Raw genomic sequence first — 25578 nt, 5'->3', positions numbered from 1 at the left:
TCGGGCGGATGCATCGGAGGTCCTCGGATCAGACGTGTTCAGGAGCAGAGATGCCGAGCAGGCGCAGGCCGTTCCCCAGCACCGTCCCCGTGGCCTCGGCGAGGGCCACCCGGGCGCGGTGCACGGCCAAGGGTTTCTGCTCGCCGACGGGCAGCGGCCAGAACTCCTCCTGCCAGCGCAGATAGGCGTCCGCGGTGGCCTCCAGATGGCGCACCACCCGGTCCGGCGCACACCGGCGTGCGGCGGTCGCGGTGGCCGTCGGGTACGTGCCCAGGCAGGTCTCCAGTGCCTGGAGCGTCTGCGGGGCCCGGGGTGCCTGGGACGTCCGCGGGGCGGCCCGGTGGGGCGGCGCGTCCCCGGGGTGCGCGGACGGCTCCCCCAGCACGTCGCCCGGCTCGCCGGCGAACCCCAACTCGCCGGCGTTCCGCACCGTCGCGCGCGTGCGCGCAAAGGCGTACTGCACCCGGAAGCGGGGGTTGTCCTCGTGCTGCACGGGGCGCCGGGGCGCCCGCACCGGGTCGTGCGCGGCGGGCCGCAGCAGCACCCACCGGGCCTCGTCGCCGCCGAGCCGCGCGACCAGGTCGGCCAGCTCCCCGTCGCCGTCGGGGGCGGCCGCCGACTGCGTGCGGACCGCCTCCTCCCGCCCGAGCCGCGCCAGCGCCTCGCCGACGACGGTCTGCCGGGCCCGCGCCCACTCCCCCGTATAGCGCGCGGGTCCGCCGGTCCGTCCGGGACCGGCCGCTCCGGGCGCGGGCGGTTCGCCGTAGCGCTCGCCCCGGGCCAGGACGTCCGCGACGAGACCGGCCGCCGCCCCGACGCCCAGATGGAAGTTCAAAAAGCCCGGCCCCGCGATCTCCACCCGTGCGATGCCGGGGCATCCCACCAGCCGCCTGCGCAGGATCTCGGCCACCTCGCGCGGCGGCAGCCCCGCCTGGCCGGCGAGCTGCAACGCGACGTTGGAGGCGTAGTCCCCGCAGCCGGGCCGCGGCGGCGGCTGCACCACGATCCGCGCCGGCACCGGCACGGAAAGCTCGCGCTCCTCAACGGCGCTGCGCACGGAGCGCAGGACGGTGCGGGAGAGCTCTGCCGGGGTCACAGCACCAGCGTATGGGAGGAGGGGGGTCTCCATGCGAACGGGTTTCGTCCTGTGGACAGGGGCTCGGCGCCCGGCCTCCCCACCCCCTGCGACGAGGGACGTCTCCCGGCCGCCCGCCCGGCCCTCAGCCGGCGGCCCGACCGCCCCCGCTCCCCGGCTCACCGCTCTCCGTACCGCCCCCGAAACCGTCCCGCGGCGCCCCGCCCCACGGCCCGCCGTCGCTCCCCCTGCCCCAGGCGCCGCCGGACCGCTCGTCGCCCGGTTCCCTGACCCCTTCCGCGTGATCGCCATATCCCCTGCGCTCCCGCTGCCGTCCCTCGCGCACCAGCATCCCCACCGTGCGCACCAGGTCCATCGGTTCGAACGGCTTGGCCAGAAAGGCGTCGATGCCCACCGACTCCCCGTTGTCCACCTCGCCCTGGGAGCAGGCACTCACGATGGCGATCGGGATGTCCCACGTCCGCGGGTCGGAACGCAGCCGGGCCGCGGTGTGCAGTCCGCCCAGCCTCGGCATCATCACGTCGAGGGTCACCACGTCCGGTCTGACCCGGTGCACGACGTCCAGGCACTCGGCACCGTCAGCCGCGGTCACGACCTCGAAGCCCTCCAGCTCAAGGTTGACCCTGATCAACTGCCGAATCACCTTGTTGTCATCGACCACAAGGATCCGACCGGACAAGCCAGGCACACCATGAGACTAGGTGTCCATCTGCGGCTGCGTCCCGGTTTTACCCACTTCCGTCCCCGTGCGGGGGACCTTTCGGCGACCGCCGCCGGCGCCCCTCCCGCATGCGGTAAGGGCGCCCTTCCTTTCCCAGCTGACCGCCGGTTCCCGCCCCGGTCACCGGAACGTTCATGACCACCCCGGCGGAGCTGGTAATGTTCTACCCGTCGCCGCAACGAGCGGCGACAAAGCCCCCGTAGCTCAGGGGATAGAGCAACGGCCTCCGGAGCCGTGTGCGCAGGTTCGAATCCTGCCGGGGGCACTTCGCCGCAATCGACGTGATCACGACGCTGATCGGCGCAGGTGCCTGACGAAAGAGCCGGACTCAGTCGAGTCCGGCTCTTTTGCTTTGCCCTCGACGCGGATTCGACGCGAGGGCGCGGGCGCCTCCGTCCCACCTCCCGACTCCCCATCACCTCCACCGCGGCAGGCAGCCCTGGACGACTGGCCGTTGCGCGGCCGCCCCCAACTGACCCTGGGTGCCTGCCCGTTGGGTGGCTCTCGGAGAGTGCACGTTCCTCCACCGGAAGGCTCGGGATGGCCGGGTGCGCGGACAAGTCGGCGGCCGGGCGGGCCCGTTCGGATGGGCGCGAGGTGTTCATGGGTGCCCGGTGTCGCGGGGGGCCGCCGGGCCGCCGGGCCGCTCGAAATGGCGTCGCGCGCGCCGTTTCCGGGTGGGCACGGGCTCGATGGGTGGCATGGTTGGGAAGCCGCTTGACCTGGGATTTCAAGGCATTCGCCGGATTTGACCCCGCACTTGACAAGAACAGCCACAAATCGCCTAATGTCGCTTCGACTCATCGAGTGGACCGGACGGCACGTCGGAAACGTGGCGATCCACTGATTCCGCGTCATCGCGGTCTTTCGGGCCTTCCGGGTTTTGCAGGTCTTTACGGGTAGAGGAACCAGTCCATGCGGTGGAGGTGGCGTCGCCAGGGGGACGGGACGGCGATCGACCATCGTGCGGTGCGCAAGGAGGCCCGGCGGATCGTCGGGGAGATGCCGGTCCCCCGACCGTTCGATCTGGACGCACTGGTGGCGAACATCGCCGCGGTGCGCGGCCGGGACATCAGGCTCGTCCCGCTGCCGGACCGGCTGTTGGGGAGTACGGGACTGTGCGGCCTGTGGCTCAAGCACGAGACCCTGCCGCTCGATCTGATCCTCCATGTCGAGAGCACCACGCGCTTCCACCGCGAGAAGATCATCCTGCACGAGCTGGGGCATCTGTGGTGTGACGACGCCGACGGGGTCACCACGCAGGTGATGGACGAGGTGGTGGGCGATCCGTCCGCCGAGCTGGTCGGCCAGTTGATCGGGCGCGGACAGGCGGCCCCCCGCCGGCGCTTCGGCACGCGGGTGGAGGCCCGTGCGGAGACCGTGGCCGACCTCATCCACCACATCGCGTACACGGACGAGTTCATCGAGGACGGCGCGCTGCGGGCGCTGGACGACACCCTCACCCACCCAGGCAGGAGCCCCCGTGACTGATGCGATCGCCTACACCATCGTGGGTCTGCTGCTGGTGCAGGCACTCTGGCGGGCGCCCGCCGCGTTGCGGGGCAGGGCCCGTGAGCGTTCCCTGTGGGGCACGTTCAGCGCGCTGGCGCTGGCCTGGCTGATGCGCACCACGCTCGGCAGGTACCTCGTCGACGACCTCGGCGTGGCCGACCTGGCGACGCTGCTCAAGCACACCCTCGCGATCGCGGCGATGTGCGCGCTGCTGCGGTATCTCACGGCGGTCGACGCCGGCGAGATCGCGTCGGGGGCGCAGCCGAGCCGCCGCATCCGCGTCACGGCGGCGGTGCACCGTCACGCCCGTTGGGCATGCGCGGTCACGATCGCCGCGATGGCGGGGATCTTCCTGTGCTGGCTGCACCGCACCGAGGTCCCCACGTCGGTGTACTTCATGGAGCGGCATGCCGGCGAGGCCGGGCTGGCCGTCTACATGGGCCTGTTCTACGTCTACTGCGGTGCCGTGACGGCCCTGTGCGGATACCAGTGGGGCAGCAAGGCCCGGCACGCGCCGCGGCGCACGCTGCGCGTCGGGCTGTGGCTGATGGCCGCGGGCATGGTCGTGGGCACGCTCTACTCCGTCGTGCGCGCCGTCTGCGCGGTCGTCAACTCCGTCATCCCGGCGGCCCCGGGGCCCAACGCCGTCCAGGAGGCGGTGACCGACACGCTGCTGTATGCGGCGTTCCTCCTCTGGGCGATCGGGGTGATCGCCCCGACGATCCATGTCGCGGTCTTCCGCTACCGGACCCTGGCGGCCATCAGGGCGCTCCACCGGCTCTGGCGGGACCTCGCCTTCGTGGTGCCCGATCTGGTCCTGTACCCGCCGAGCCGCATCCTGCCGGGCAGCCGGCTCGCGGCGCCGCTCAACACGGCGCGGGACATGTTCGCGCACGACGCGTCCCCGCAGATCCGGCTCGGCCGCTACGTCACGGAGATCCGCGACGCGATCCACGAGCTGCGCCGGCGCGCTCCCGAGGATCTGTACCGGCACGCCCGGGAGTTGGCGGCGGCCGAGTCGGACGGCCAGCCGGCCGACGCCGTGGCCGAGGCGTACTGGATCCGGGCCGCCATGGCCAGTGCCGACCGTCCCGTCGGCTCGCCCGTCCCGTTCCCCGCCGGCCGCGGGGAGAGTCTCGCCGCGGAGGTGCCGTGGCTGCTGAAGGTGGCGGACGCCTACGCGCGGGCCAACCCGACCGCGGCCGTCCGGCTGCTGGGGGCGGCGACACCGGCCTGACCGTCCCGCCGCCCGCCGCCTTCGCCGTCGGCGAGGGCCGGGCGGACGGGTCCCGATGATCGACCAACGACAGATGCAGGAGTCACTCATGAGCGCCGCTCACGCCCGTGTCGGAGCCTCGGCCGGGGCCGTCGTCAGCGACGAGGACGGTCGCGTGCTGATCGTGAAGCCGACCTACAAGCCGGGCTGGAACCTGCCGGGCGGGCACATCGACGAGGGGGAGCTGCCGCGGGCGGCCTGCGCGCGGGAGCTGCGCGAGGAGCTGGGGATCGAGCAGGCCGTGGGGCCGCTCCTGGTGAGCGCGTGGGTGACCGTGCCCGGCCGGGGCTCGCACGCCTACTACGTCTTCGACGGCGGGACGCTCACCCGGGACCGGTCGGAGTCGATCGCGTTGCAGCCCGAGGAGTTGGCGGAGCACCGCTTCGTGGCGCCGCAGGACATCGGTCCCGAGCTGATTCCGGCGCCGATGTCCGCGGCCTGGGAGGCCGCGCTGGCCGCGCGCGCGGACGGGCAGCCGCGCTATGTCGAGGTGGCGGTGCGGTAGCGGCGCCGCGGAGATCCGTCATCAGGCGCCCTAAGTCTCCTCGGGGCCCTTGGCGGGGTGGTCCGGGAGTTCGGTGCGCCGGATCTGCTGGAACACCCCGCTGATGTAGTCCATGAGTTCCGCCGGGAGGCCGCCGTCGCGGCCGCGCGCCGCCATACCGCTGAAGCCGTCCTTGACCAGCCGGATGCCGCTGACGATCCGCTCCACCTCGCGGTCGTCGGTGGAGAAGAAGAGCTCGGGGGCGTCCAGGGCCAGGGCCAGGGCCTTGAGGGTTTCGGGGGATGCCGCGGTCCGCGTTCCGGCGTGCAGTTCGGCGACCAGGCGCTCGGTCAGTACGGGGCTGCCGGACCGCTCGTTCCCGCGCCTGGCGATCTCGGCGTGGGTGGGCCGGGCGTCGGGCGCGGAGAGTTCCAGCAGGTCGGCGATCTTCTCCGCGATCGACCGCGGCTGCCGGGCCGCGGCCGGTTCGGCGGCCGCGGGGGCCCTGCGGCCCGTCTGCGGCTCGGGGATCTCATGGCCGAACGAGCGCTCCTGCGCGGCCAGCAGCGCCTCGACGCGCACCCCGTAGGCGGTGGCCAGGGGGTGGACCAAGGCGTCGCTGAGGCGTCGGCGCCCGCGTTCGGCGTTCGCCACCGCGCCGGTGCTCTTGGTCTTGGTGACGGCTCTGGTGTCGCGCTGCGCGTAGCCGGCGTCGGCGCGCAGATCGGCGAGATCGGGGAGGCCGTCCCGGGGGAACAGCTCGTCGAGGTCCTGCCCGAGGGCGCGGGCGAGCGCCGGCAGCTTCTCCGGGGGCGGGGTGCTGTACCCGGTCTCCCAGCTGGCGACGGCGGTGTCCCGTACGCCGACCACCTGCGCCACCTGGCTCTGGACGAGCTCGGCGGCCCGGCGTACGGCCCGTACACGGCGGCCGTCGAATCGACGAGCGGGCATGGCGGCACTCCTGGCGACGGGCTTGGTTCCGATCAACGGAACTCTAGCCACCGGTGCCTGAATCGACGACTTGATCAGTTCATCGAATCGGGATAACTTCAATCTTGCCGATGTGAGGACGGTCGGGTGCGCTGGCACCGCTGTCCGCCCTTCGTCGAGCACACCGGTTGGACCTGGCCGGACTCCGCGCCGTGCGCGCGGCGTGCGGTCATGGGCGCGGCGGAACAGGCAGCGTGCACGGGGGAGGCGCTGCCCGTTCCGCCCCCACCGGAGACCGGCCGCCGGGCCGGGGCCCCCGCGCGTCGCCGCGGGCGCGGCCCCGAGGGGCCGGGTACGCCTGCGCCGCGGACGGCCCTTTTCTTCCGTTTTTCTTCGCCTTCGTGCGCCGTATTTCTTCGCCTTCGTGCGCCGCACTTCTTCGCCTTCGCGCGCTGCTTTTCTTCGCCTTCGTGCGCCGCGCTTCTTCGCCTTCGCGCGCCGCGCTTTCGCATTGAGCACGCGATCCCCTGGCCGGTGGGATGCCGGTCAGGGGATCTTTCGTCTGCCCGTCGACTCGCCGACGGGCCGTGCCGCTGCCCGTCGGCGGATCTTCAACCGCTCCCGGCGCGGGCGGCCGGCCGGCCGGATATCGGACCGGGCGGCCGCCCCGCAGCCGAGCGCCGGTCAGCCGTCCACCCGGACCGGCAGCGAGTCCAGGCCGTAGACGATGGAGAGCTTGCGGAACGCCAGGTCCTCGGGGCCGACGGCCAGGCGCATGGAGGGGAAGCGGCGGACCAGGGCCGGGTAGGCGGCGCGCAGTTCCATGCGGGCGAGTTCGGCGCCGACGCAGCGGTGGATGCCGTAGCCGAAGGCGAGGTGCGAGGGGACCTTGGCGCGGTGCGGGTCGAACTGCTCCAGGTCGGGGCCGAGCGCGCCGTCGCGGTCGGCGCCGCTGAGGGAGCACAGGACGACGTCGCCGGCGGCGATCTGGACGCCGCCGATCTCCAGGTCCTCGCGGGCGAAGCGGGGGAAGGCGACCTGCACGACGGTGAGGTAGCGCAGCAGTTCCTCGACGTAGCGGTCGACGACGTCGTCGCCGTCCTTGAGGGCGGCGAAGTGCTCCGGGTCCTGGAGGAGGACCAGGGCGCCGAGCGCGAGCATGCTGGCGGTGGTCTCGAAGCCGCCGGTCAGCACGCCGTCGGCGAGGCCGGCCAGTTCCTCGTCGGAGACCGAGTCGCCGTGTTCCCGCACGATCATGCCGAGCAGGCCGTCGCCGGGGTTGGCGCGCTGCTTCTTGACGACCTCGCGGAAGTAGTCGAGCGATTCGGATATGGCGCCGAAGGAGGCGTTGGCGCCGCTGAAGAGGTCGAAGCGGGCGGCGCTGAGCCGCTCGAAGTCGGCGCGGTCCTCGTAGGGGACGCCGAGGAGTTCGCAGATGACCAGGGAGGGGATGGGCAGCGCGAAGGCGGCGACCAGGTCGACCGGTTCGCCGTTGCGGCCGGCCTGCTCCATGGCGTCCAGCCGCTCCTCGACGATGTCGTGGATGCGGGGGGTGAGCCGGCTCAGGCGGCGCATGGTGAACTCGGGGGTGAGGAGCCGGCGGAGGCGGGTGTGCACCGGCGGGTCGGCGAACCCGAGGCCGCCGGGGTTCTGTTCGGCGCCGGCGCCGGCCTTGCCGACGAGGTTGGTGAAGTCGGAGCTGAAGGCGTCGCCCTTGCCGAGGACCGCCTTGGCCTCGTCGTAGCCGGTGACCAGCCAGACGTTGGCGGCTATCGGCACCGGGAGCTTGCTGATCGGCTCGCGCTCGCGGACGGCGGCGAGGTCCGGCACCGGATCGAGTCCGTCGCGACGCAGCGGCATCAGGACGGAGTCCGGCAGGAAGGACATCCGGGAGAGGTCGAAGCCCTTCTTGCGCGTTCTCGCCAGGTAGAGGCGACCGGCCCAGGCGAAGATCCGGGAACGGAGGGTCGTCATGGCGCTCATACTGCCTTTCGTCGCGGGGGACGGACACCCGCGCTCGGCCGCCCCCGTGGGCCGAAACGGCGCGGGACCTTCTCTGGCGTGCTCGGTGTCATACGCCACAGCCCCTCGCGTGCGGCGCCATGGCACATGTCCATGGCGTCGACCGGTGCGATCGGTCGTCCGCATCAGCGTGACGAGCTCGGCCTTCTGCTTTTCGTTGTGCCCGAGTTTACAAACTGCCGTTGGGACGGGTTCACGGAACAGGGCCGACCGGCCCCCACGGGGCCCTGATTCTTCCCCTAGGGGACAGGGCGCACTTTCGGCCACCCGTGTTCCGTAGGGCGGGAGGGGCGAGCGGGACGGGCAACTTGCCCGAAATGCACTGATTTGCTTGCTACGTTGCCGCTGTGGATGTGGCGGACGGGGCGGATGCGGCCGAGGTGCGGGCGGGGGACGGAGCGGCGCCGGTGCCGCGGCCCAAGCGGCGGGGCGTCGAACTGGCCCTCCTCGTAGGCGCGGTGCTCATCAGCTTCTGCGGCTATCTGGTGGTGGGGGTGGCCACGGCGCACGCGGTGCCGGGCGGGGCGCTGCGGTACGCGGCGGGGCTGGGCGGGCTGGCGCTGCTGGCGCACCTCGCGGTGCGGTTCGGAGCCCCGCACGCCGATCCGCTGCTGCTGCCGACCGCGGTGCTGCTCAACGGGCTCGGGCTGGTGCTGATCTTCCGGCTCGACCTGGAGACGGCGGCGCACCGGGCCGCGCCGGCGCAACTGGTGTGGTCCACAGTGGGCGTGGCGCTGTTCATCGCGGTGGTGGCGGGGCTGCGGGACCACCGGGTGCTCCAGCACCGCGCCTACGGGTGCGCGGGGCTGGCGCTGGCCCTGATGGTGGTGCCGATCCTCTTCCCGGCCGTCAACGGGGCGCGGATCTGGATCCGGGTGGCCGGATTCTCGCTCCAGCCGGCCGAGTTCGCCAAGGTGCTGATCACGGTGTTCTTCGCGGCGTATCTGGCGGCCAACCGGGAGGCGCTGGCGCACACGGGGAAGGTGGTGTGGCGGCTGCGGCTGCCGGCCGGGAGGGTGCTCGCGCCGGTCGTCGCCATCTGGCTGGTGAGCGTCGGGGTGCTGGTCCTCGAACGGGACCTGGGGACCTCGCTGCTCTTCTTCGGGGTGTTCGTGGTCCTGCTGTACGTGGCCACCGGGCGGACCGGGTGGATCGCGGTGGGGGTGCTGCTGTCGGCGGCCGGGGCGGCGGCGGTGGGCATGTTGGAGCCGCATGTGCACGGGCGGGTGGCGGACTGGCTGCATCCGTTCGCGGGGATCACGGAGGGCCGGGGGGCGGGGCAACTGGCGCAGTCGCTGTTCGCGTTCGCGGCGGGCGGGACGTGGGGGACGGGGCTGGGGCAGGGGCACTCCTCGCTGATCGGGTTCGCCCGCAAGTCCGACTTCATCCTGGCGACGGTGGGCGAGGAGTTGGGACTGGTCGGGCTGTGCGCGCTGTTCCTGCTCTACGCGCTGCCGGCGGTCTGCGGGTACCGGGCGGCGCTCGGGCTGCCCGACGCGTTCGGCAGTCTGCTGGCGGTGGGGCTGGCGGCGCTGCCCGCGCTCCAGGTGTTCGTGATCGCCGGCGGGGTGATGGGGCTGATCCCGCTGACCGGGATGGCGATGCCGTTCCTCGCCCAGGGCGGGTCGTCGGTGGTCACCAACTGGATCATCGTCGCGCTGCTGGTGCGGATCAGCGACCGGGCCCGGGGGCCGCGGCCGGCCGCCCCCGTCCGGCCGCCCCGGTCCGCGCCGGACGCCGTCGGGGCGGCCCGGTGACCCGCGGCATCCGGCACACCGCCGTGTTCTCCTTCCTGCTGCTGGCCGCGCTGCTGGTCAACGCCGTCCGGGTGCAGGTCTTCGAGGCGGACGACTACACCGCGAACCCGGCCAACCGGCGGGACGTCATCGCCCGGTACGCGCAGCCGCGCGGCGCCGTCCTGGTGGGCGGCCGCCCGGTCACCGGCTCCCGGGACAGCGGCGGGCGGCTGCGCTACGAGCGCACCTACACCGACGGCCCGCTGTACGCGCCGGTCACCGGCTACGCCTCGCAGACGTACGGCACCTCGCTGCTGGAGCGGACCGAGGACGGCGTCCTGGCCGGGACCGACGACCGGCTGGCCGGGTTCCCGTGGTGGGACCGGCTGATCCGCCGCCGGCCGCCCGGCGGCCGGGTCGAGACCACCGTCGACCCGGCGATGCAGCGCGCCGCGTACCGCGCCCTGGCCGGCCGGAAGGGCGCGGTGGTGGCGGTCGAGCCGCGCAGCGGGCGGGTGCTGACGCTGGTCAGTTCGCCGTCGTACGACCCCGGCGTGCTCTCCGGGAACGGCCGGTCGGTGACCGCCGCCTGGCGTCGGCTCAACGGGGCGGCGGACCGGCCGATGCTCAACCGGGCGCTGCGGCAGACCTATCCGCCCGGTTCGACCTTCAAGGTCGTCACCGCGGCGGCCGCGCTGGAGACCGGTCTGGTCAAGGACCTCGACGCCCCGCTGGACGTGCCCGACCCGTACACCCTGCCGGGCACCCGGACCCGGTTGGGCAATCCGTCCGAGGGCTGTGAACACGTGGGCCTGCGGGAGGCGTTCCGGCTCTCCTGCAACACCGTCTTCGCGCGGCTGGGGGTCGGTGTCGGGGTGCGCGCGATGGCCGAGACGGCGCGGCGGTTCGGGTTCAACGACGCCGGGCTGCGGCTGCCCTCGCCCGTCGCGCCCAGCACCTTCGACACCGGGATGGACCCGGCGCAGCTGGCGATGTCCGCCATCGGGCAGTACGACACCGCCGCGACGCCGCTCCAGATGGCCATGGTGGCGGCGGCGGTGGCCAACGACGGCCAGCTGACGCCGCCGTACCTCGTGGAGCGGGTGACCGACGCGCACGGGGTGACGGTCGGCACCGGGGCCAGGGGGCCCACCCGGCAGGTGATGAATCCGGCCACCGCCCAGCAGCTCCAGGAGCTGATGGCCGAGGTCGTCGAGCACGGGAGCGGGCACACCGCGGCCATCGAGGGGTTCACCGTGGGCGGCAAGACGGGCACGGCCCAGCACGGCGTCCGCAACGAGGGCACCCCGTACGCCTGGTTCCTCGCCTGGGTGCGGGAGCGGGAGAGCCGGGAGCCGGTGGCGGCGGTGGCGGTGGTCGTGGAGGACGCGGAGGGCGTGCGCGAGGACATCAGCGGGGGCGGCAGCGCCGGGCCGGTCGCGCGGGCGGTGCTGGCGGCCGGGCTGCGGTGAGGCCGCGGGCGGGCTGCGGGCGGGCTGCGGGCCCGGCGTACCGGCGCGGTCCGGCGGGCCGTCACAATGGCGCCATGGCCTGTGCAGCGGAATCGTCCCCGGCGCCCGCGGTGCCGCCCCGGCTCACCCTCGCCGAGGTGGCGGCGCTCGCCCGGCGCGCGCACGAGGGGCAGACCGACAAGGCGGGCCGCCCGTACGCCGAGCATCTGGCGGCGGTCGCACAGGGGGTGCGGGCGCGCGGCGGCAGTGCGGCGCAGATCGCCGCGGCATGGCTGCACGACGCGGTCGAGGACGGGGCGGTGAGCGCCGAGTGGCTGGCCGGCGCGGCGCTGGACGGGGCGACCAGGGCGATCGTCGTGGCGGTCACCAAGCGGCCCGGCGAGCCGGCCGAGGAGTACGCCGCGCGCATCCTGGCCACGCCCGGCGCCCTGCTGGTCAAGGAGGCGGACCTGGCGCACAACGCGGACCCGGCGCGGCTGGCCGTCCTGGACGCACCGACCCGGAAGCGGCTGACGGCCAAGTACGCCCGGATGCGGGGGCTGTTGGGGTTGGACGAGCCGGCCGGGTGACGTGCTGAACGCCTGACGGGTACCGAGCGCGGGCGCGCCCGACGAGCGGCGTACGATCCCCAACTGCCCTGTCCGACCGGCTACTTGGCGGACGAGGCATCCGCAGCCGTCCGTCTTCCCCGCCCCGGAGGCGCACCGTGACCGCGACGCCCACGCCGCCCGCCCCCTCCGCGTCCGCCGCGTTCCGCACCGCCTACGGGCGGGCCCTGGCGCTCTGGCCGGTGCCGGTCGAACCGATCGAGCAGACCGGCGAGTTCGGCACCACCCGGATCAACGCCTGCGGGCCGGCCGGGGGGCCGCCGCTGGTGCTGCTGGGCGGCGGCGGGGCCACCTCCGCCGTCTGGTACGCGCGGGCCGCCGCCCTCGCCCGTACGCACCGGGTCCACGCGGTGGACGTACCGCGCACACCGGGGCTGAGCGCGCCCGGCGGACGGCCGCTGCGCCGCCCGGCCGATCTGATGGCCTGGCTGGACGGCCTGTTGGACGGGCTGGGGGCCGACCGGGTCGCGCTGCTGGGGCATTCGTACGGGGGCTGGATCGCGCTGGGGTACGCGGTGCACGCCCCGGACCGGGTGGACCGGCTGGCGCTGCTCGATCCGACGCAGTGCTTCGCCGGCTACCGGGCGGCGTATCTGGCGCGGGCGGTACCGCTGCTCGTCCGCCCCGGTGAGGCCGCGGCCCGGCGGTTCCTGGCGTGGGAGTGCCGCGGGGGGTCCGGCGGTGGCGCCGGAGCTGGTGCGGCTGACGGGGGTGGGCGGCCGGGAGTTCCGCGGGGTGCGGCCGGTCACCGGGCCGCGGCCGGACGCGGCCCGGCTGGGGTCCGCCGCGCCGCCCGCGCTGGTGCTGCTGGCCGGGCGCAGCAGGGCGCACGACGTACCGGAGGTCGCCGCGGCGGCCGGCCGGGCGCTGCCCGGGGCGCGGGTCGCGACGCTGCCGGAGACCGGGCACCATGCGCTGCCGGAACTGCGGTCGGCGGAACTGGACCGGCGGCTGGCGGAGTTCCTGACGGACTGAGGGGCCGAGGGGGCCGAGGTGACCGAGGGAGCCGAGGGAGCCGAGGTGACCGTCCCGGGACGGCGAGCGGCAGACGGCAGACGGCAGACGACAGACGACAGACGGCAGACGGCAGACGGCAGACGGCAGACGGCAGACGGCAGACGGCAGACGGCAGCCAACGAGACGGCCCCGGCCGCCACGTCACCCCGCGCCCAACTCCCGGCACTCCACCGGCCGGTCAGCCCTCCGCGCCCCGCGCGACGGTGTCGGCGACCTCGGCCGTGCGGGCCGCCTCCTCCGCGGCGAACCGCTCGGCGTCCAGCCGCTCGGCGACCTCCTCGTCCTGGGTCATCAGCAGATCGAGGTTGGCATCGCCCAGGTCGAAGACACCGAGGTCCACATAGGCCCGCTGGAGGCGCTCGCCCCACAGGCCGATGTCCTTCACGCACGGGACGATCCGGCTGAACAGCAGCTTCCGGAAGAGCTGGAGGAACTCCGAGCGCTCGGTGAACTCGACGGCCTCGTGGGGCGGGATGCCGAAGTTCTCCAGCACCTGCGTACCGCGCAGCCGGTCGCGCATCAGGTAGCAGCCCTCGATGACGAACTCCTCGCGCTCGCGCAGTTCGGCGTCGGTGAGCTGCCGGTAGTAGTCGCGCAGCGCCATCCGGCCGAAGGCCACGTGCCGGGCCTCGTCCTGCATGACGTAGGCGAGGATCTGCCGCGGCAGCGGCTTGGTGGTGGTGTCGCGGATCATGCCGAAGGCGGCCAGGGCCAGCCCCTCGATGAGGACCTGCATGCCGAGGTAGGGCATGTCCCAACGGGCGTCGGAGAGGGTGTCGTCGAGGAGCGCCTGGAGGTTGTCGTCGACCGGGTAGAGCATCCCGACCTTGTCCTTGAGGAAGCGGCCGTAGATCTCCGCGTGCCGCGCCTCATCCATGGTCTGGGTGGCCGAGTAGAACTTGGCGTCGAGGTCGGGGACGGACGTGACGATCCGCGCGGCGCACACCATCGCGCCCTGCTCACCGTGCAGGAACTGGCTGAGCTGCCAGGCCGCGAAGTGCTGTCGGAGGGTGCCGCGGTCCTCGGCGGACATCCGGTCCCAGTACCGGGTGCCGTACAGGGCCATCGACTCGTCGGGGGTGCCGAGCGGGTCCTTGGGGTCCACCTCCAGGTCCCAGTCGATGCGTGTGGTGGCGTCCCACTGCTTGTCCTTGCCCTTCTGGTAGAGGGCCAGCAGCCGGTCGCGCCCGTCGTCGTACTCCCAGGTGAAGCGGGCCGCACCGGCGGCCGGCACGCTCCACAGGGAGTCGCCTGGGTCCTGTACGTACAGCTCGCGGATCGTCACCGACGCCTCCTCGGCCGGCCGAACGCCCTGTGCCGACCGGGCCGTTGGCAGGTTCACACGCTTCTTACCGGGGGGTCAAGAAGTCGTGCGGGAGGGATTGACGCGCTTGCTGACGCAGAGTCTCATAAGAGGCAGCCGCGTGCGACCGCGGGTGACCTTCGACCGTGAGGTGTAGCCAGAGCCATGACGAGCACGCCCACCGCAATGACCCTGACGGATACCGAAGTCCTGCGGGACGCCCTCGGGCTGCTCAAGGACCGGGAGCAGGTCGCAGAGCGGCTGCTCGCCTCCTCCGCCAAGCACTCCTTCGACCCCGACGCCGAACTCGACTGGGACGCGCCCTTCGAGAACGGCAAGTGGTTCTGGCCGCCGGAGCTGGTGTCGCTCTACGACACCCCGATGTGGCGGCGGATGAGCCAGGAGCAGCGCATCCTGCTCTCCCAGCACGAGGCCGCGGCGCTCGCGTCGCTGGGCATCTGGTTCGAGATCATCCTCATGCAGCTGCTCGTCCGGCACATCTACGACAAGCCCGCCACCAGCGCGCACGTCCGGTACGCGCTCACCGAGATCGAGGACGAGTGCCGGCACTCGAAGATGTTCGCGCGGCTGATATCCCGCGGGGACACGCCCTGGTACCCGGTCGGCCGGGCTCATCTGAACCTCGGCCGGCTCTTCAAGACGATCTCCACCACCCCGGGCTCCTTCACGGCGACGCTGCTCGGTGAGGAGGTCCTGGACTGGATGCAGCGGCTGGCCTTCCCCGACGAGCGGGTGCAGCCGCTGGTCCGGGGCGTCACACGGATCCACGTCGTGGAGGAGGCCCGCCATGTGCGCTACGCACGCGAGGAGTTGCGGCGGCAGATGATGACCGCGCCAAAGTGGTCGCAGGAGTTCACCCGGGTCACCTCCGGCGAGTTCGCCCGGATCTTCGCGGTGGCGTTCATCAACCCCGAGGTCTACACCAACGTGGGCCTGGACCGGAACGAGGCCGTGGCGCAGGTGAAGGCCAGCGGCCACCGCCGGGAGGTCATGCAGAACGGCGCCAAGCGCCTGACGGACTTCCTGGACGACATCGGAGTGCTGCGCGGGGTCGGCCGCCGACTGTGGCGCAGCTCGGGCCTGTTGGCCTGAGACCCGCACCCGGCACCCGCACCACCCCGCCAAGCGCCTGACCGCCACGCGCCTGACCGCCACGCGGCGGAGCCGCATATCGACACCGCCTGGACGACATCGGGGTGTTGCGCGGGGTCGGCCGCCGACTGTGGCGCAGCTCGGGCCTGTTGGCGTAAACAGCCTCCGTCCTCCGATTCGTCCCGAGCACCTGTACGAGTCCGAAACCCCGGCGGTTACGCTGCTGTTCATGAACGGCAGCGGCACCGCCCCAGCAGTACCCAGACCCCCCGCCTACCGCAGGCTGAGCGTGGAGCAGCGCCGCAGCCAGCTGCTGGCCGCCGCGCTGGGCCTGTTCGCCCAGCGCGCGCCGGAGGACGTCTCGTTGGACGACGTCGCCACCGCCGCCGAGGTCTCCCGGCCGCTCGTCTACCGCTACTTCCCCGGCGGCAAGCAGCAGTTGTACGAGGCGGCGCTGCGCAGCGCCGCCGACGAGCTGGAGCAGTGCTTCGCGGAGCCGGAGAGCGGCCCGCTCACCCGGCGGCTGGGCCACGCCCTGGACCGCTATCTGGCCTTCGTCGACCAGCACGACGCCGGGTTCTCCGCACTGCTCCAGGGCGGCAGCGTGGTGGAGACGTCCCGGACGACCGCGATCGTGGACGAGGTCCGGCGCGCCGCGGCCGCGCAGATCCTGCGCCATCTGGGCGCCCCGGAGCCGGGCCCGCGGCTGCGGACGACGGTCCGGATGTGGATCACCTCGGTCGAGGCCGCCTCGCTGATCTGGCTGGACGAGGACAAGCAGCCCTCCCTGGACGAACTGCGGGACTGGCTGGTGGACCACTTCGTCGCGCTGCTGACCGCCACCGCGGCCCGCGACGCGCAGACCGCGCGGGTGATCGCGGCGGCGCTGAAGCTGGAGGCTTCCGACGGCCCGGCCGGCGCGCTGGCGCGCGGGGTCCTGCCCGTCGTGAGCGGGGCCGCCCACCTGCTGTGAGACTGGGCCGGTGCGCAGCGAGAACACCCTCTTCGTCGGCGGTCCCCTGGACGGCCGGGTCCTGCCCGTCCTGGTCGGCCCCACCGGGCTGCCCCCGAAGAGCTACGAGATCCCCGTCCCCCGCGACGACGGGCGGCCGCCGGAGGTCCACGTCTACCGCCGGGTCCCGGGACCCCCGGGCCGGCTGGGGCTGCCGCGCGGCTGGCAGTACGCCTACGTCCCGGAGGGGCGGGCCGGGTCCGGCCTCAAGTGGCCCTGGCGCAGGCACCGTTGACCCCACGGAACGGCACGGGGCCGGCGGACCGGTAGCGGTCCGCCGGCCCCGTGGCCCGTCCAGGGGTCAGCCCGTCAGCGACTCCAGGTAGGCGGCCGTCTTCTCCGGCTCGTAGAAGAAGTTCTCGAAGTCGGCCGGGTTGTTGAAGGCGTTGGCGAACCGGTCGGCGACCGGCTGGAGCTGACCGCCGGCGCCGATGAGGTTCAGCACGTGCTCCGGCGGCGGGGCCAGCATCGCGTTGGTCCACTTGGTGACGTGCTGGGCGGTCTGCCAGTAGCGGTCGAAGGTGCCCTGCATCCACTCCGCGTCGAACGGCTGGTCCCCGCGCTCGACGATGGAGGCGAGGTAGGACGCGGCGCACTTGGACGCCGAGTTGGAGCCCTGGCCGGTGATCGGGTCGTTGGCGACGACCACGTCCGCGACGCCCAGCACCAGGCCGCCGGAGGGCAGCCGGCCGATCGGGTTGCGGACGGTCGGGGGGTAGCGGCCGGCCAACGTGCCGTTGGCGTCGGTCAGTTCCACCTGGGTGCTGCGGGCGTACTCCCACGGCAGGAACGTCTTCAGCAGGTCCAGCGTGATCGCCAGGTGCTCCCTGGGGTCCCGCACGCCCTGGAAGGCGTCCACCGGGCCGCCGGGGATGCCCTCCCAGAAGAGGATGTCGGCCCGGCCGGAGAGGGTGTAGGTCGGCATGACGAACAGCTCGCCGACGCCCGGGACGAGGTTGCAGCGGACCGCGTCGAACTCCGGGTGCTCCGGGCGCGGGCCCATGCCGTGCACGTAGGCGACGGCCAGCGCGCGCTGCGGGGTGTCGTACGGCGAGCGGGAGGCGTCCCGGCCGAACATCGAGACCAGTTCGCCCTTGCCGGCCGAGACCAGCGTCAGGTCGTAGCGCCGGGCGAAGAAGTCCAGGTCGGAGACTGCCGCGCCGTGGATGACCAGCTGGCCGCCGCGCTGTGCGAAGGTCTCCATCCAGCCGGCCATCTTGACCCGCTGGTCGACGGACTGGGCGTGGCCGTCGAGCTTGCCGACCCAGTCGATGGCGCGCTGGGTGCCGCCGGGCTCGGCGTGGCTGCCGGGGGCGGCCACCGAGACGCCCAGGCCCTCGATGCGCGGGGCCTGGTTCTCCCAGAAGTTGAGCGCCAGGTCCCGCTCGTGCTGGAGGGCGGTGTGGAACATGCACTGCGTCGACATGACCCGGCCGGAGCGGATCTCGTCGGGGGTGCGGTTGGACATCAAGGTGACCTCATAGCCCTGGGACTGGAGGCCGAGGGCGAGTTGGAGACCGGACTGGCCGGCTCCAACGACGAGTATCTTCCGCATGGCGGGGCTCTTCTCTGCTACTGCTCTTCGGAGGGCTGGGGGGGGTGGCCGGGACGAGGCTATTCGGGCGTGACGTCCAGCGCGTGGCCGACCAGGCCGAGCAGTGCCTGGATGACCGTGGTCCGGCGCCGGGCGTCCATCACCACGACCGGCACGTGCGGCGGGACGGTCAGCGCGTCGCGGATGTCCTCCACCTCGTACAGCTCGGTCCCCTCGAAGTGGTTGACGGCGACGACGTACGGCAGTCCGCAGCTCTCGAAGTAGTCCAGCGCCGGGAAGCAGTCCTCCAGCCGCCGGGTGTCCGCCATCACGACCGCGCCGATCGCACCGCGCACCAGGTCGTCCCACATGAACCAGAAGCGCTGCTGCCCGGGCGTACCGAAGAGGTACAGCACCAGCTCCTGGTCCAGGGTGATCCGGCCGAAGTCCATGGCGACCGTGGTCGTGGTCTTCTCCGGCGTCGCGGTCAGGTCGTCGGTCGCCTCACTGGCCTCGGTCATCACCGCCTCGGTCTGGAGCGGGGTGATCTCCGAGACCGATCCGACGAACGTGGTCTTGCCGACGCCGAAGCCCCCCGCCACCACGATCTTGGTGGCGATCGGCGCGTGCGACCGGTCCGTCTGCCAGCTCTGCAACCCCGCCTCGTCGGTGGCGGCCGGGGCGGCCGGGGCCGTGGAACCGGCGGCCGGCGCGGTACCGGCCGCTATCGTGTCAGAGCCTGTGAAGTCCACTCAGCACCCTTTCGAGCAGCGCGCGGTCGGGCCGGCCGGTGCCGTGCCCGGTGCCGTAGACGCGAATCTTTCCCTGGTCGGCGAGGTCGCTGAGCAGCACCCGGACCACGCCAAGCGGCATCTTGAGGAGTGCGGAGATCTCCGCGACCGAGCGCATCCGACGGCACAGCTCGACGATCGCGCGCATCTCCGGCATCACGCGGTCCCCCCAGCCGCCCGAAGTCAGCTCGCGCCGCTCCTCGGGGGCTTCCAGCGCGGCCACGAACGTCTCGACGAGCAGCACGTGGCCGAAGCGTGTCCGGCCGCCGGTCAACGAATACGGTCGGACCCGCGCGGGTTTGCGTTCCCCGCCGCGCACGGGGAGATTCGAGGAAGTACTCACTGGACGTTCTCCATCGACTTGCGCAGTTCGGTGCGGAGTTCGGGGGTGAGGACATGGCCGGCCCGGCCGACGAAGAGCGCCATGTGGTAGGCGATGACGCTCATGTCGCAGTCCGGGGTGGCGTGCACACCGAGCAGCGAGCCGTCGCTGACCGACATGACGAAGAGGCTGCCCTCGTCCATCGCGACCATGGTCTGCTTGACGGCTCCGCCGTCCATCAGCTTCGCGGCCCCGTTGGTGAGGCTGCCGAGGCCGGACACGATGGTGGCGAGGTCGGCGCTGGAGCCCCGGGGGCCGTCGTCCTCGCCGCCATGGCCCGCGAGTTCCGCGCGCCGGTCGGGGTCGGAGGACAGCAGCAGCAGGCCGTCGGAGGAGACCACCGCGACCGAGCAGATTCCGGGCACCTCGTCGACCAGATTGCCGAGCAGCCAGTGCAGGTTACGTGCCTGGGTACTCAGACCCTGTCCATAAGTGGGCGCTTGCGCCATCACTCGCGTGCCTCCTCGCCGAACCGGCTGTCTCCCGGGGCCCCCGCTCCGTCGGTGTCCGTCTGTGGGATGGTCTGCTCCGCGGTGTGTTCCGCGATCTCGGCCGCCACATCGCGCCGGCCGTCACGTGCCCCCTGCTGGAATCCGCCGAGCCGGCGGCGCAGCGCCTCGGCGTTGGCCGAACCGGTCTTCCGGGGCGCGGCGGGCGCCTTCTTCTGTGCGACGTTCTTCGGGGTGCGCTTGGGCAGCCCGGTGGTGGTCCGGCGCGGCTGCCCGGGCGCGGCGGGTGCCGCCTGGGGCGCCTCCCCCTGAGGCGCCTGGCCCGGCACGGCGGCCGGTTCCGGGGACCCGGCGGCGTCCCCGCCCGGTGCCGGGCGGGTGTGCTGGTCCGGCCCGATGGCGTACGGGTCGGCGGTGGCCGGTGCCGGGACGGCGTGCCGGCCGGCGCCGGGTGCCGGGGCGCCCGCGGCCGGGGCCCCGCCCTCGGCGCGCGGCGTGGTCTCCCCGGGTCGGGTGTGCTCGCCGGTGGTGGCGTTCGGGTTGCCGGCGGAGGCGTACGGGCCGGCCGACTGCGGGCCGTACGGGCTCGGTTCGGGCGCCGGGGCGGCCTGGGCCTGCGGCTGGGTCGGAGCCTGGGGCCGGGCCGGGGTCGGTGCCTGAGCCGTGTTCTGGGCCGGTACGGCCGGCGGGGCCGGTTCCGCCGGGGTCGGGGTGCCCAGTCCGGCCTTGTCGATGGCGCGCTCGGCGGCGGCGACGAACGGGTCCTGGGCGGCCGGCTCCGGAGCGGCGTGGGCCGCGGGGGCCGGGGCGGGAGACGGCGCCGGCGCCGCCGGGGCGGGCGCCTGCACGGCCGGCGGGGCCGCCGGGTCGAGCCGGCCCGCCCGCGTCTGGAGGGCGTTGGAGTTGGCCTCCGCGGCCGAACCGGGCAGGGACGGTCCGGCCGGCTCGCCCTGGTGCGCCGTCGCGCCGCCGGGAGCGGCCCCCGGCATCGGGCGGTTGGGCAGGATCGAACCGGGCAGCACGACGACGGCGGTGATGCCGCCCTGCTGCCGGTCGCGCAGCTGCACCCGTACGCCGTGCCGGGCGGCCAGCCGGACCACCACGTACAGGCCCAGGCCCAGCGCCTCGTCCACGGTCTCGGAGGTCGAGGCGTCCACCGCGTCGGCGAGCCGCTCGTTGACCTCCGTCAGGCGGTCGGCGGTCATGCCGATGCCCTGGTCCTCGACGGAGAGCATCAGCTCGCCGCTCTCCAGCAGCCAGCCGGAGAGCTCGACATGGGCGTCCGGCGGGGAGAACGCGGTGGCGTTCTCCAGGAGTTCGGCGACCAGGTGGCTGACGTCGTCGGAGGCGAAGCCGGCGACCTGGGCGTGCGGCGGCAGCGAGGTGATGCGCACCCGCTCGTACCGCTCGATCTCGCTGACCGAGGCACGCAGCATGTCCAGTAGCGGCACCGGACCGGTGTGGCTGCTGCCGTGCTGCTCCGCGCCGGCCAGCACCAGCAGGTTCTCGCTGTTGCGGCGCATCCGCGCGGCGAAGTGGTCCAGCTTGAAGAGGGTTTCCAGCCGCTCCGGGTCCTGCTCGGACTCCTCCAGCGACTCGATGACCCCGAGCTGGCGCTCCACCAGGCCCAGGGTGCGCAGCGAGAGGTTGACGAACCGGCCGTGGATGCCGGTGCGCAGCACCGCCAGCCGCTCGGTGAGCGTGGCGACCTCTTCCTTGAGCGCCTCGGCCTGCTCCTGGAGGACCTCCCGCTCGGCGACCAGCCGCTGCCGTCCGCCAGCCAGCCGCTTGCGCTCGCCCTCCATCTCGGCGGTGCGCCGGGCGGTGTCGGCGACCTGGGTGTGCAGCGCGTTGATGGACCGGACGGTGGCCGCGAACTCGTCGTTGCGGCCCTTGTAGGTGAGCGGCTCCTCGTGGCCGGGGTCGGCGGCCAGCCGCTTGGCGCCGATCCGCAGCGCGGCCAGCGGCTGGGTCATCGTGCGGGCGGCCCAGACGCCGGTGCCGACGGCGAGCAGCAGGCAGAGCCCGGCCAGCCCGACGGCGATCTCCAGGTCGGTCACGTCGTCGTCGCGCAGCTGTCCCAGGCGCTGGACCTCGGAGGTGGCGATGGCCGACTCCACGCCCCGCATCAGGCTGATCCGGGCGGTCAGGTCGGCCTGCACCCGGCTCCGGCTGAGGGCGAGGTCGCCCGCGTCCAGGTAGGGCTGGTCGGTGAGCTTGGTCAGATAGCGCTCGGCGGTCTCGACCTCGCTGCCGTTGACGGTGCGCTGGTAGCGGTCCCGGGCGGCCTGGCTCGCGGACTGGTTGAAGTCGCCGAGCGCGCCCTGCTCGCGGACGTGGGCGACCTGGGCCGCGGCGGTCAACCGGGCCTGGGCGCCGCCCGCCTTGAGGCCGGCGACCAGCAGCGCCCGGGTGGCGGCGGCCTGGTCGGCGGCCCGGCCGAGGGCGGGCAGCGCGAGGGTGTCGGCGGCGCCGCCGTCGGCCCGGGAGGGCAGGCCGCGGGCGATGTCGTCGCTGATCCCGCCGAGCGCCTGGACGGCCTCGCTGTAGGCGTCGTAGACCTGCTCGGCGGTGGCCGGTCCGGCCAGCGCCTTCTGGCGGGTCTCCGGCAGCTGCTTGAGCAGCTTGTCGGCGGCGGCGAACGCGGCGGTGTCGCCGACGCTGCCCTGCGCCTGGCCGCGCAGGTCGTCGATCTGCCGGTCCACCTGGGCGCGCTGGGACTCGGTGGGGGCCGCGGTGAGGTTGCGGCCGGTGCGCCCGGAGGCGACGTACGCGGTCATCGCGTCGCGTTCGTCGGCGAGCGCGTGCGCGAGGGTGATCGCATGCGTGTTCAGCCCGGCGAGATCGACGAGTTTCTGACTGCCGCCGGCGTTGTCGCTGGCCGTCACCAGGGCGGGGGCGCCGGCCCCCAGGACGGCGACGGCGACCACGGCCACGGCTCCCATGAGCCGGTTGCGGACCCGCGCGGGACGTCGTCCCGAGCCGTCCGCACCGTCGTCTGCCGCGCCCGGTCTCGCGCCCGGTCCCGGTACCGAGACCGATCCGGCCGGTGACCCCGGCTTCCCTGCGCCGCCCCGAAGCCGCTTCTTCCGCACCGCTGCTCGCATTCCTGTCTCGCCTGCCCACGCCGTGTTGGCGTCGCGGACCCGGCTCGCTCACCGCTCGCGGGGCGGATCTGCGCGAAGACCGCGGCAGCGCACAATTCCGCGAAGGGGAACAGCCCGGCTCTGCGCGTCGCGACGAACGTCCTGACCACCCCGGTTGATCCGGGAAACGACCATTCCACCGGCGCCGCGCAGTGGCTCGGCAACACATGTCCGGCCACCTGAACGAGTGAACAGCAATCGGAGTTTGACCATCAACTTCCGCGCGGCATCGGTTTCGGCCGCACCCGGGCGAACCGCGGGACGGGTTTGGAGATGCGTGCCGCTCCTGGAAGGATGCCCGCCCGCAGCCCGCCCGGGAGCCCCGGACGACCTAGCGGAACATCTTCCTCCGCTCCCCCGCCGCGACGTCCGCCGACCGTTCCGTTTCGGCCACCTGCGGCAGACTTTCCGTTATGCACATCGCACTCGCCACGGAGCCGGGCGATCCCCAACGCCCCAATGAGGACTACGCATCGGTCGCCCTGCCGGCGTCCGGGGAAGGCGGGGCCCTGGTGCTCCTGGACGGGGTGACCCCTGCGGAGGGGGACTGCGGCTGTGTCCATTCCGTGCCGTGGTTCACCGCGCGGCTCGGGGGCGCAATGCTCGAACTGTCGGTTTCACACCGCGACATGACGCTGACTGAGACGCTCGCCGCGGCCGTCGCCAAAACGGCCGACACCCACCGCGGCACCTGTGACCTTTCTCACCCCCGTACGCCGCAGGCGACGGTGGTCGCCGCGCGCTGGTCCGCAACGGCCGTGGAACACCTGGTGCTGTCGGATTCCGTCCTGCTCCTGGAGAAGACGGACGGCTCGGTGCATCCCGTACGGGACACCCGGCTCGACGACCTCCCGCCGGCGGTCCGCGCGCAGCGCGCCGCGGTCCGGGCGCTGCCCCGCGGCAGTGCCGAACGCGCCGCCGCGGCCCGGGAGTACGTGCGCGCGGTGGAGGCGCTGCGGAACGCCGAGGGCGGCTTCTTCACCGCCGCCGCCGATCCGTCGGTGGCCGCCCGTGCGGTCACCGGCACCACCCCGCGCGCCGAGGTCCGTTCGCTGACGGCGCTGAGCGACGGCGCCGGCCGCTGGGTGGAGGTCTTCCGCGCCGGCTCCTGGGGCGCGTGCGCGACGCTGGTCGCCGCGTCCGGGCCGCAGGCGCTGATCGACCGGGTCCGGGCCCTGGAGGCGGCGGACCCGGAGGGCACCGCGCACCCGCGGGGGAAGGCCCGGGACGACGCGGCGGTGGTGCACGCGACACTGTGAGGCGACGACTGGCCCCGCCACAAGGGCCGTTCGGCCCTTGCGGTGCGTGCCGCTATCCCTCCTCGCCCTCCTGTTCCGCGTTCAGCCGGTTCAGCAGGCGGGCGAGTTCGGCCACTTCGGTGCGGTCCCAGGAGGCGAGGTTGCGGGCGTAACGGGCGCGCCGGGCGGTGCGGACGTGGTTGAAGCGGTCCTGGCCCTCGCCGGTGATCCGCACCAGGACGGCGCGGCCGTCGGCCGGGTCGGGCGCGCGGGCGACCAGTCCGAGCTGCTCCAGGGCGTGCAGTTGACGGCTTATGGTCGCCTTGCCGACGCCGAAGAAGGCCGCGAGGTCGGTGGCGCGCTGGGCGCCGGCGTCGGCCAGGCGCATCAACAGGCCGTAGGCGGCCGGTTCGAGGTCGGGGTGGACCTCGCGGGAGAGTTCGCCGGAGGAGGCGCGGGCCCGGCGCAGGAATACCGCCAATTCCCGTTCCAGTGACAGGAATGCGGGGTCCACTCCCATCGGCTCGCCGTCCGCCGTGGTCCCGCCGGTTCCGGTGTCGTGCACGTCAGCGCCCTTTCCCGCGTTGTCCCGCTTGTCCAGCAATTCCCCCCGTTGTACTCCGCACCGCGTGCCCGCCGCCTGAAAACTTTTCTTCCCGGCCGAGCGGAGCCGCAGTTGGGACAGTATTTCGCAGGATTAGACCAACGGCAGCCGGCGGCCCCCTTTTATCACGGGGGTCTACGCGCGTATCGTCATTCCTGGCATGGCCACACCAAACGTGGCGCCGGCTTTCCCCCCTCAAGGTCAATTCACCGAGATCCACCGAGATCTACGGAGGCACGCAATGCCCGTGCTCAGATCCGGCTCCCCCCACCGTTCCGTGCGCACCCGCACGACCGTGGCCGGGATCCTCCTCGCGACCGTCTCCCTCCTCGTCGGCCTGCCCGGTACCGCCGGTGCCGCGGCCGCCGGGCACGCACCCGAGCCCCGCCACCCCGAACAGGACTGGGCGGGCTCCCAGATCGCCCGGCACGAGGGCGGTGGCGGCGGCGTCCTGCCGACGCCCTCGCTGGCCGCGACCGTCGAGGGCGTCGACGTCAGCGGCCACCAGGGCAACGTGAACTGGTCCGGCCTGTGGAGCGGCGGCGTGAAGTTCGCCTACGTCAAGGCCACCGAGTCCACCAGTTACACGAACCCGTACTTCGCGCAGCAGTACAACGGCTCCTACGACACCGGCATGATCCGCGGCGCCTACCACTTCGCCACCCCGGACACCTCCAGCGGCGCCGCCCAGGCCAACTACTTCGTCGCCCACGGCGGCGGCTGGTCCAAGGACGGCAAGACGCTGCCCGGCGCGCTGGACATGGAGTACAACCCCTACGGCGACACCTGCTACGGGATGACGGCGACCGGCCTGGTGAACTGGATGAAGGACTGGTTCGCCACCTACAAGGCGCGCACCGGCCGGGACGCGGTGATCTACACCTCCACCAGCTGGTGGAAGCAGTGCACGGGCAACTCCGCGGCCTTCGGGGCCACCAACCCGCTGTGGGTCCCGCGCTACGGCTCCTCGGTCGGCGAACTCCCGGCCGGCTGGGGCTTCCACACCATCTGGCAGTACACCTCGACCGGTCCGACGGTCGGCGACCGGGACAGCTTCAACGGGGCGTACGACCGCCTCCAGGCGCTGGCCAACGGCTGATCGCGCACGCGGGCCGGCCCGTCCCCCGCAGGG

The 25578-nt window shown here is 73.2% G+C and carries 23 protein-coding genes, 1 tRNA gene and 1 pseudogene; 14 read left to right on the top strand and 11 right to left on the bottom strand.

Annotation, left to right across the window (positions count from 1 at the left end; genetic code table 11):
- Window positions 1-28: 28 nt before the first annotated feature.
- Window positions 29-1096: an ArgS-related anticodon-binding protein NrtL gene (gene nrtL / locus ACIQE0_RS16870; protein ID WP_402332667.1), complete on the bottom strand. Its 1068-nt coding sequence runs from the start codon at window positions 1094-1096 to the stop codon at window positions 29-31.
- A gap of 124 nt (window positions 1097-1220) precedes the next feature.
- Window positions 1221-1775, bottom strand: coding sequence for a response regulator (locus ACIQE0_RS16865; protein WP_402332795.1), 555 nt, complete (start codon window positions 1773-1775; stop codon window positions 1221-1223).
- A gap of 235 nt (window positions 1776-2010) precedes the next feature.
- Between ACIQE0_RS16865 and ACIQE0_RS16860 the strand changes: the two genes are divergently transcribed.
- The 4 genes from ACIQE0_RS16860 (at window position 2011) to ACIQE0_RS16845 (ending at window position 5110) form a co-directional block, all read left to right on the top strand.
- Window positions 2011-2082 (top strand) — tRNA-Arg (locus tag ACIQE0_RS16860).
- Between the two features lie 650 nt (window positions 2083-2732).
- Complete coding sequence (locus ACIQE0_RS16855; RefSeq protein ID WP_366333856.1) at window positions 2733-3308, top strand: hypothetical protein; 576 nt, start codon at window positions 2733-2735, stop codon at window positions 3306-3308.
- A complete protein-coding gene (locus ACIQE0_RS16850) occupies window positions 3301-4566 on the top strand; it encodes an MAB_1171c family putative transporter (protein ID WP_402332664.1) in 1266 nt (421 codons plus the stop codon). The genes ACIQE0_RS16855 and ACIQE0_RS16850 overlap by 8 nt, the downstream gene beginning before the upstream one ends.
- Window positions 4567-4654: 88 nt before the next feature.
- A complete protein-coding gene (locus ACIQE0_RS16845) occupies window positions 4655-5110 on the top strand; it encodes an NUDIX domain-containing protein (protein ID WP_402332661.1) in 456 nt (151 codons plus the stop codon).
- 30 nt (window positions 5111-5140) lie between these two features.
- Here ACIQE0_RS16845 and ACIQE0_RS16840 read toward each other — a convergent pair whose 3' ends face one another.
- Window positions 5141-6040: a helix-turn-helix transcriptional regulator gene (locus ACIQE0_RS16840; RefSeq protein ID WP_402332658.1), complete on the bottom strand. Its 900-nt coding sequence runs from the start codon at window positions 6038-6040 to the stop codon at window positions 5141-5143.
- 663 nt (window positions 6041-6703) lie between these two features.
- Entirely contained in the window at window positions 6704-8002 is a 1299-nt protein-coding gene (locus ACIQE0_RS16835; RefSeq protein ID WP_366333864.1) for a cytochrome P450, read from the bottom strand.
- Window positions 8003-8421: 419 nt separating this feature from the next.
- Here ACIQE0_RS16835 and ACIQE0_RS16830 point away from each other — a divergent pair, with 419 nt between their 5' ends.
- The 5 genes and pseudogenes from ACIQE0_RS16830 to ACIQE0_RS16810 all read left to right on the top strand — a co-directional run bounded on the left by ACIQE0_RS16830 (window position 8422) and on the right by ACIQE0_RS16810 (window position 12832).
- Window positions 8422-9798, top strand: coding sequence for an FtsW/RodA/SpoVE family cell cycle protein (locus ACIQE0_RS16830; protein WP_402332792.1), 1377 nt, complete (start codon window positions 8422-8424; stop codon window positions 9796-9798).
- Window positions 9795-11249, top strand: coding sequence for a penicillin-binding transpeptidase domain-containing protein (locus ACIQE0_RS16825; RefSeq protein WP_402332655.1), 1455 nt, complete (start codon window positions 9795-9797; stop codon window positions 11247-11249). Before ACIQE0_RS16830 ends, ACIQE0_RS16825 begins: the two co-directional genes overlap by 4 nt.
- Window positions 11250-11323: 74 nt before the next feature.
- Window positions 11324-11818 (top strand): HD domain-containing protein, encoded by a 495-nt coding sequence (locus ACIQE0_RS16820; RefSeq protein WP_402332652.1) that lies wholly within the window; start codon window positions 11324-11326, stop codon window positions 11816-11818.
- Between the two features lie 137 nt (window positions 11819-11955).
- Window positions 11956-12387: pseudogene (locus ACIQE0_RS16815) on the top strand (alpha/beta fold hydrolase); the annotation flags it as partial.
- A 151-nt stretch (window positions 12388-12538) separates the two neighbouring features.
- A complete protein-coding gene (locus ACIQE0_RS16810) occupies window positions 12539-12832 on the top strand; it encodes an alpha/beta fold hydrolase (protein ID WP_402332804.1) in 294 nt (97 codons plus the stop codon).
- A gap of 220 nt (window positions 12833-13052) precedes the next feature.
- Here ACIQE0_RS16810 and ACIQE0_RS16805 read toward each other — a convergent pair whose 3' ends face one another.
- The gene (locus ACIQE0_RS16805; protein ID WP_402332649.1) at window positions 13053-14159 is read right to left on the bottom strand and encodes a ferritin-like domain-containing protein; all 1107 of its coding nucleotides are present in this window, start codon (window positions 14157-14159) and stop codon (window positions 13053-13055) included.
- Window positions 14160-14363: 204 nt separating this feature from the next.
- Here ACIQE0_RS16805 and ACIQE0_RS16800 point away from each other — a divergent pair, with 204 nt between their 5' ends.
- From ACIQE0_RS16800 to ACIQE0_RS16790, 3 genes are all read left to right on the top strand, one after another.
- Window positions 14364-15290 carry a diiron oxygenase gene (locus ACIQE0_RS16800; protein WP_402332789.1) on the top strand — a complete coding sequence of 309 codons (927 nt, stop codon included), beginning with the start codon at window positions 14364-14366 and terminating at the stop codon, window positions 15288-15290.
- A 229-nt stretch (window positions 15291-15519) separates the two neighbouring features.
- Entirely contained in the window at window positions 15520-16263 is a 744-nt protein-coding gene (locus ACIQE0_RS16795) for a TetR/AcrR family transcriptional regulator (RefSeq protein WP_366333874.1), read from the top strand.
- A gap of 10 nt (window positions 16264-16273) precedes the next feature.
- The gene (locus tag ACIQE0_RS16790) at window positions 16274-16537 is read left to right on the top strand and encodes a hypothetical protein (protein ID WP_402332646.1); all 264 of its coding nucleotides are present in this window, start codon (window positions 16274-16276) and stop codon (window positions 16535-16537) included.
- A gap of 66 nt (window positions 16538-16603) precedes the next feature.
- Here ACIQE0_RS16790 and ACIQE0_RS16785 read toward each other — a convergent pair whose 3' ends face one another.
- From ACIQE0_RS16785 to ACIQE0_RS16765, 5 genes are read right to left on the bottom strand one after another with little or no spacing between them, the layout of a single operon-like run.
- Entirely contained in the window at window positions 16604-17857 is a 1254-nt protein-coding gene (locus ACIQE0_RS16785) for a styrene monooxygenase/indole monooxygenase family protein (protein ID WP_366333878.1), read from the bottom strand.
- 59 nt (window positions 17858-17916) lie between these two features.
- A complete protein-coding gene (locus ACIQE0_RS16780) occupies window positions 17917-18588 on the bottom strand; it encodes a GTP-binding protein (protein ID WP_402332643.1) in 672 nt (223 codons plus the stop codon).
- The gene (locus ACIQE0_RS16775; RefSeq protein ID WP_366333880.1) at window positions 18569-18970 is read right to left on the bottom strand and encodes a DUF742 domain-containing protein; all 402 of its coding nucleotides are present in this window, start codon (window positions 18968-18970) and stop codon (window positions 18569-18571) included. Before ACIQE0_RS16775 ends, ACIQE0_RS16780 begins: the two co-directional genes overlap by 20 nt.
- The gene (locus ACIQE0_RS16770; RefSeq protein ID WP_366333882.1) at window positions 18967-19458 is read right to left on the bottom strand and encodes a roadblock/LC7 domain-containing protein; all 492 of its coding nucleotides are present in this window, start codon (window positions 19456-19458) and stop codon (window positions 18967-18969) included. Before ACIQE0_RS16770 ends, ACIQE0_RS16775 begins: the two co-directional genes overlap by 4 nt.
- Window positions 19458-22403: a nitrate- and nitrite sensing domain-containing protein gene (locus ACIQE0_RS16765; RefSeq protein WP_402332638.1), complete on the bottom strand. Its 2946-nt coding sequence runs from the start codon at window positions 22401-22403 to the stop codon at window positions 19458-19460. The genes ACIQE0_RS16770 and ACIQE0_RS16765 overlap by 1 nt, the downstream gene beginning before the upstream one ends.
- A 614-nt stretch (window positions 22404-23017) precedes the next feature.
- On the opposite strand from ACIQE0_RS16765, the gene ACIQE0_RS16760 reads away from it, so the two are divergent.
- Window positions 23018-23863: a hypothetical protein gene (locus ACIQE0_RS16760; protein WP_366333886.1), complete on the top strand. Its 846-nt coding sequence runs from the start codon at window positions 23018-23020 to the stop codon at window positions 23861-23863.
- Between the two features lie 52 nt (window positions 23864-23915).
- Here ACIQE0_RS16760 and ACIQE0_RS16755 read toward each other — a convergent pair whose 3' ends face one another.
- Window positions 23916-24407, bottom strand: coding sequence for a MarR family winged helix-turn-helix transcriptional regulator (locus ACIQE0_RS16755; RefSeq protein ID WP_402332634.1), 492 nt, complete (start codon window positions 24405-24407; stop codon window positions 23916-23918).
- 280 nt (window positions 24408-24687) lie between these two features.
- Here ACIQE0_RS16755 and ACIQE0_RS16750 point away from each other — a divergent pair, with 280 nt between their 5' ends.
- Window positions 24688-25545 carry a lysozyme gene (locus tag ACIQE0_RS16750; RefSeq protein WP_402332631.1) on the top strand — a complete coding sequence of 286 codons (858 nt, stop codon included), beginning with the start codon at window positions 24688-24690 and terminating at the stop codon, window positions 25543-25545.
- Window positions 25546-25578 lie beyond the last annotated feature (33 nt).

The sequence above is a fragment of the Streptomyces sp. NPDC093097 genome (assembly GCF_044754325.1).
In the GTDB taxonomy this organism is placed as follows: Bacteria; Actinomycetota; Actinomycetes; order Streptomycetales; family Streptomycetaceae; genus Streptomyces.
The sequence above is the reverse complement of the archived record's forward strand: the minus strand, read 5'-3'. Positions and strand labels throughout refer to the sequence as shown.

What these genes read in the sequence shown, in the direction of transcription:
- ACIQE0_RS16855 (WP_366333856.1), top strand. Translation starts at nt 2,733, where the DNA reads ATGCGGTGGAGGTGGCGTCGCCAGGGGGACGGGACGGCGATCGACCAT.
- ACIQE0_RS16845 (WP_402332661.1), top strand. Translation starts at nt 4,655, where the DNA reads ATGAGCGCCGCTCACGCCCGTGTCGGAGCCTCGGCCGGGGCCGTCGTC.
- ACIQE0_RS16840 (WP_402332658.1), bottom strand. Translation starts at nt 6,040, where the DNA reads ATGCCCGCTCGTCGATTCGACGGCCGCCGTGTACGGGCCGTACGCCGG.
- ACIQE0_RS16835 (WP_366333864.1), bottom strand. Translation starts at nt 8,002, where the DNA reads ATGAGCGCCATGACGACCCTCCGTTCCCGGATCTTCGCCTGGGCCGGT.
- ACIQE0_RS16820 (WP_402332652.1), top strand. Translation starts at nt 11,324, where the DNA reads ATGGCCTGTGCAGCGGAATCGTCCCCGGCGCCCGCGGTGCCGCCCCGG.
- ACIQE0_RS16800 (WP_402332789.1), top strand. Translation starts at nt 14,364, where the DNA reads ATGACCCTGACGGATACCGAAGTCCTGCGGGACGCCCTCGGGCTGCTC.
- ACIQE0_RS16795 (WP_366333874.1), top strand. Translation starts at nt 15,520, where the DNA reads ATGAACGGCAGCGGCACCGCCCCAGCAGTACCCAGACCCCCCGCCTAC.
- ACIQE0_RS16785 (WP_366333878.1), bottom strand. Translation starts at nt 17,857, where the DNA reads ATGCGGAAGATACTCGTCGTTGGAGCCGGCCAGTCCGGTCTCCAACTC.
- ACIQE0_RS16770 (WP_366333882.1), bottom strand. Translation starts at nt 19,458, where the DNA reads ATGGCGCAAGCGCCCACTTATGGACAGGGTCTGAGTACCCAGGCACGT.
- ACIQE0_RS16765 (WP_402332638.1), bottom strand. Translation starts at nt 22,403, where the DNA reads ATGGGAGCCGTGGCCGTGGTCGCCGTCGCCGTCCTGGGGGCCGGCGCC.
- ACIQE0_RS16760 (WP_366333886.1), top strand. Translation starts at nt 23,018, where the DNA reads ATGCACATCGCACTCGCCACGGAGCCGGGCGATCCCCAACGCCCCAAT.
- ACIQE0_RS16750 (WP_402332631.1), top strand. Translation starts at nt 24,688, where the DNA reads ATGCCCGTGCTCAGATCCGGCTCCCCCCACCGTTCCGTGCGCACCCGC.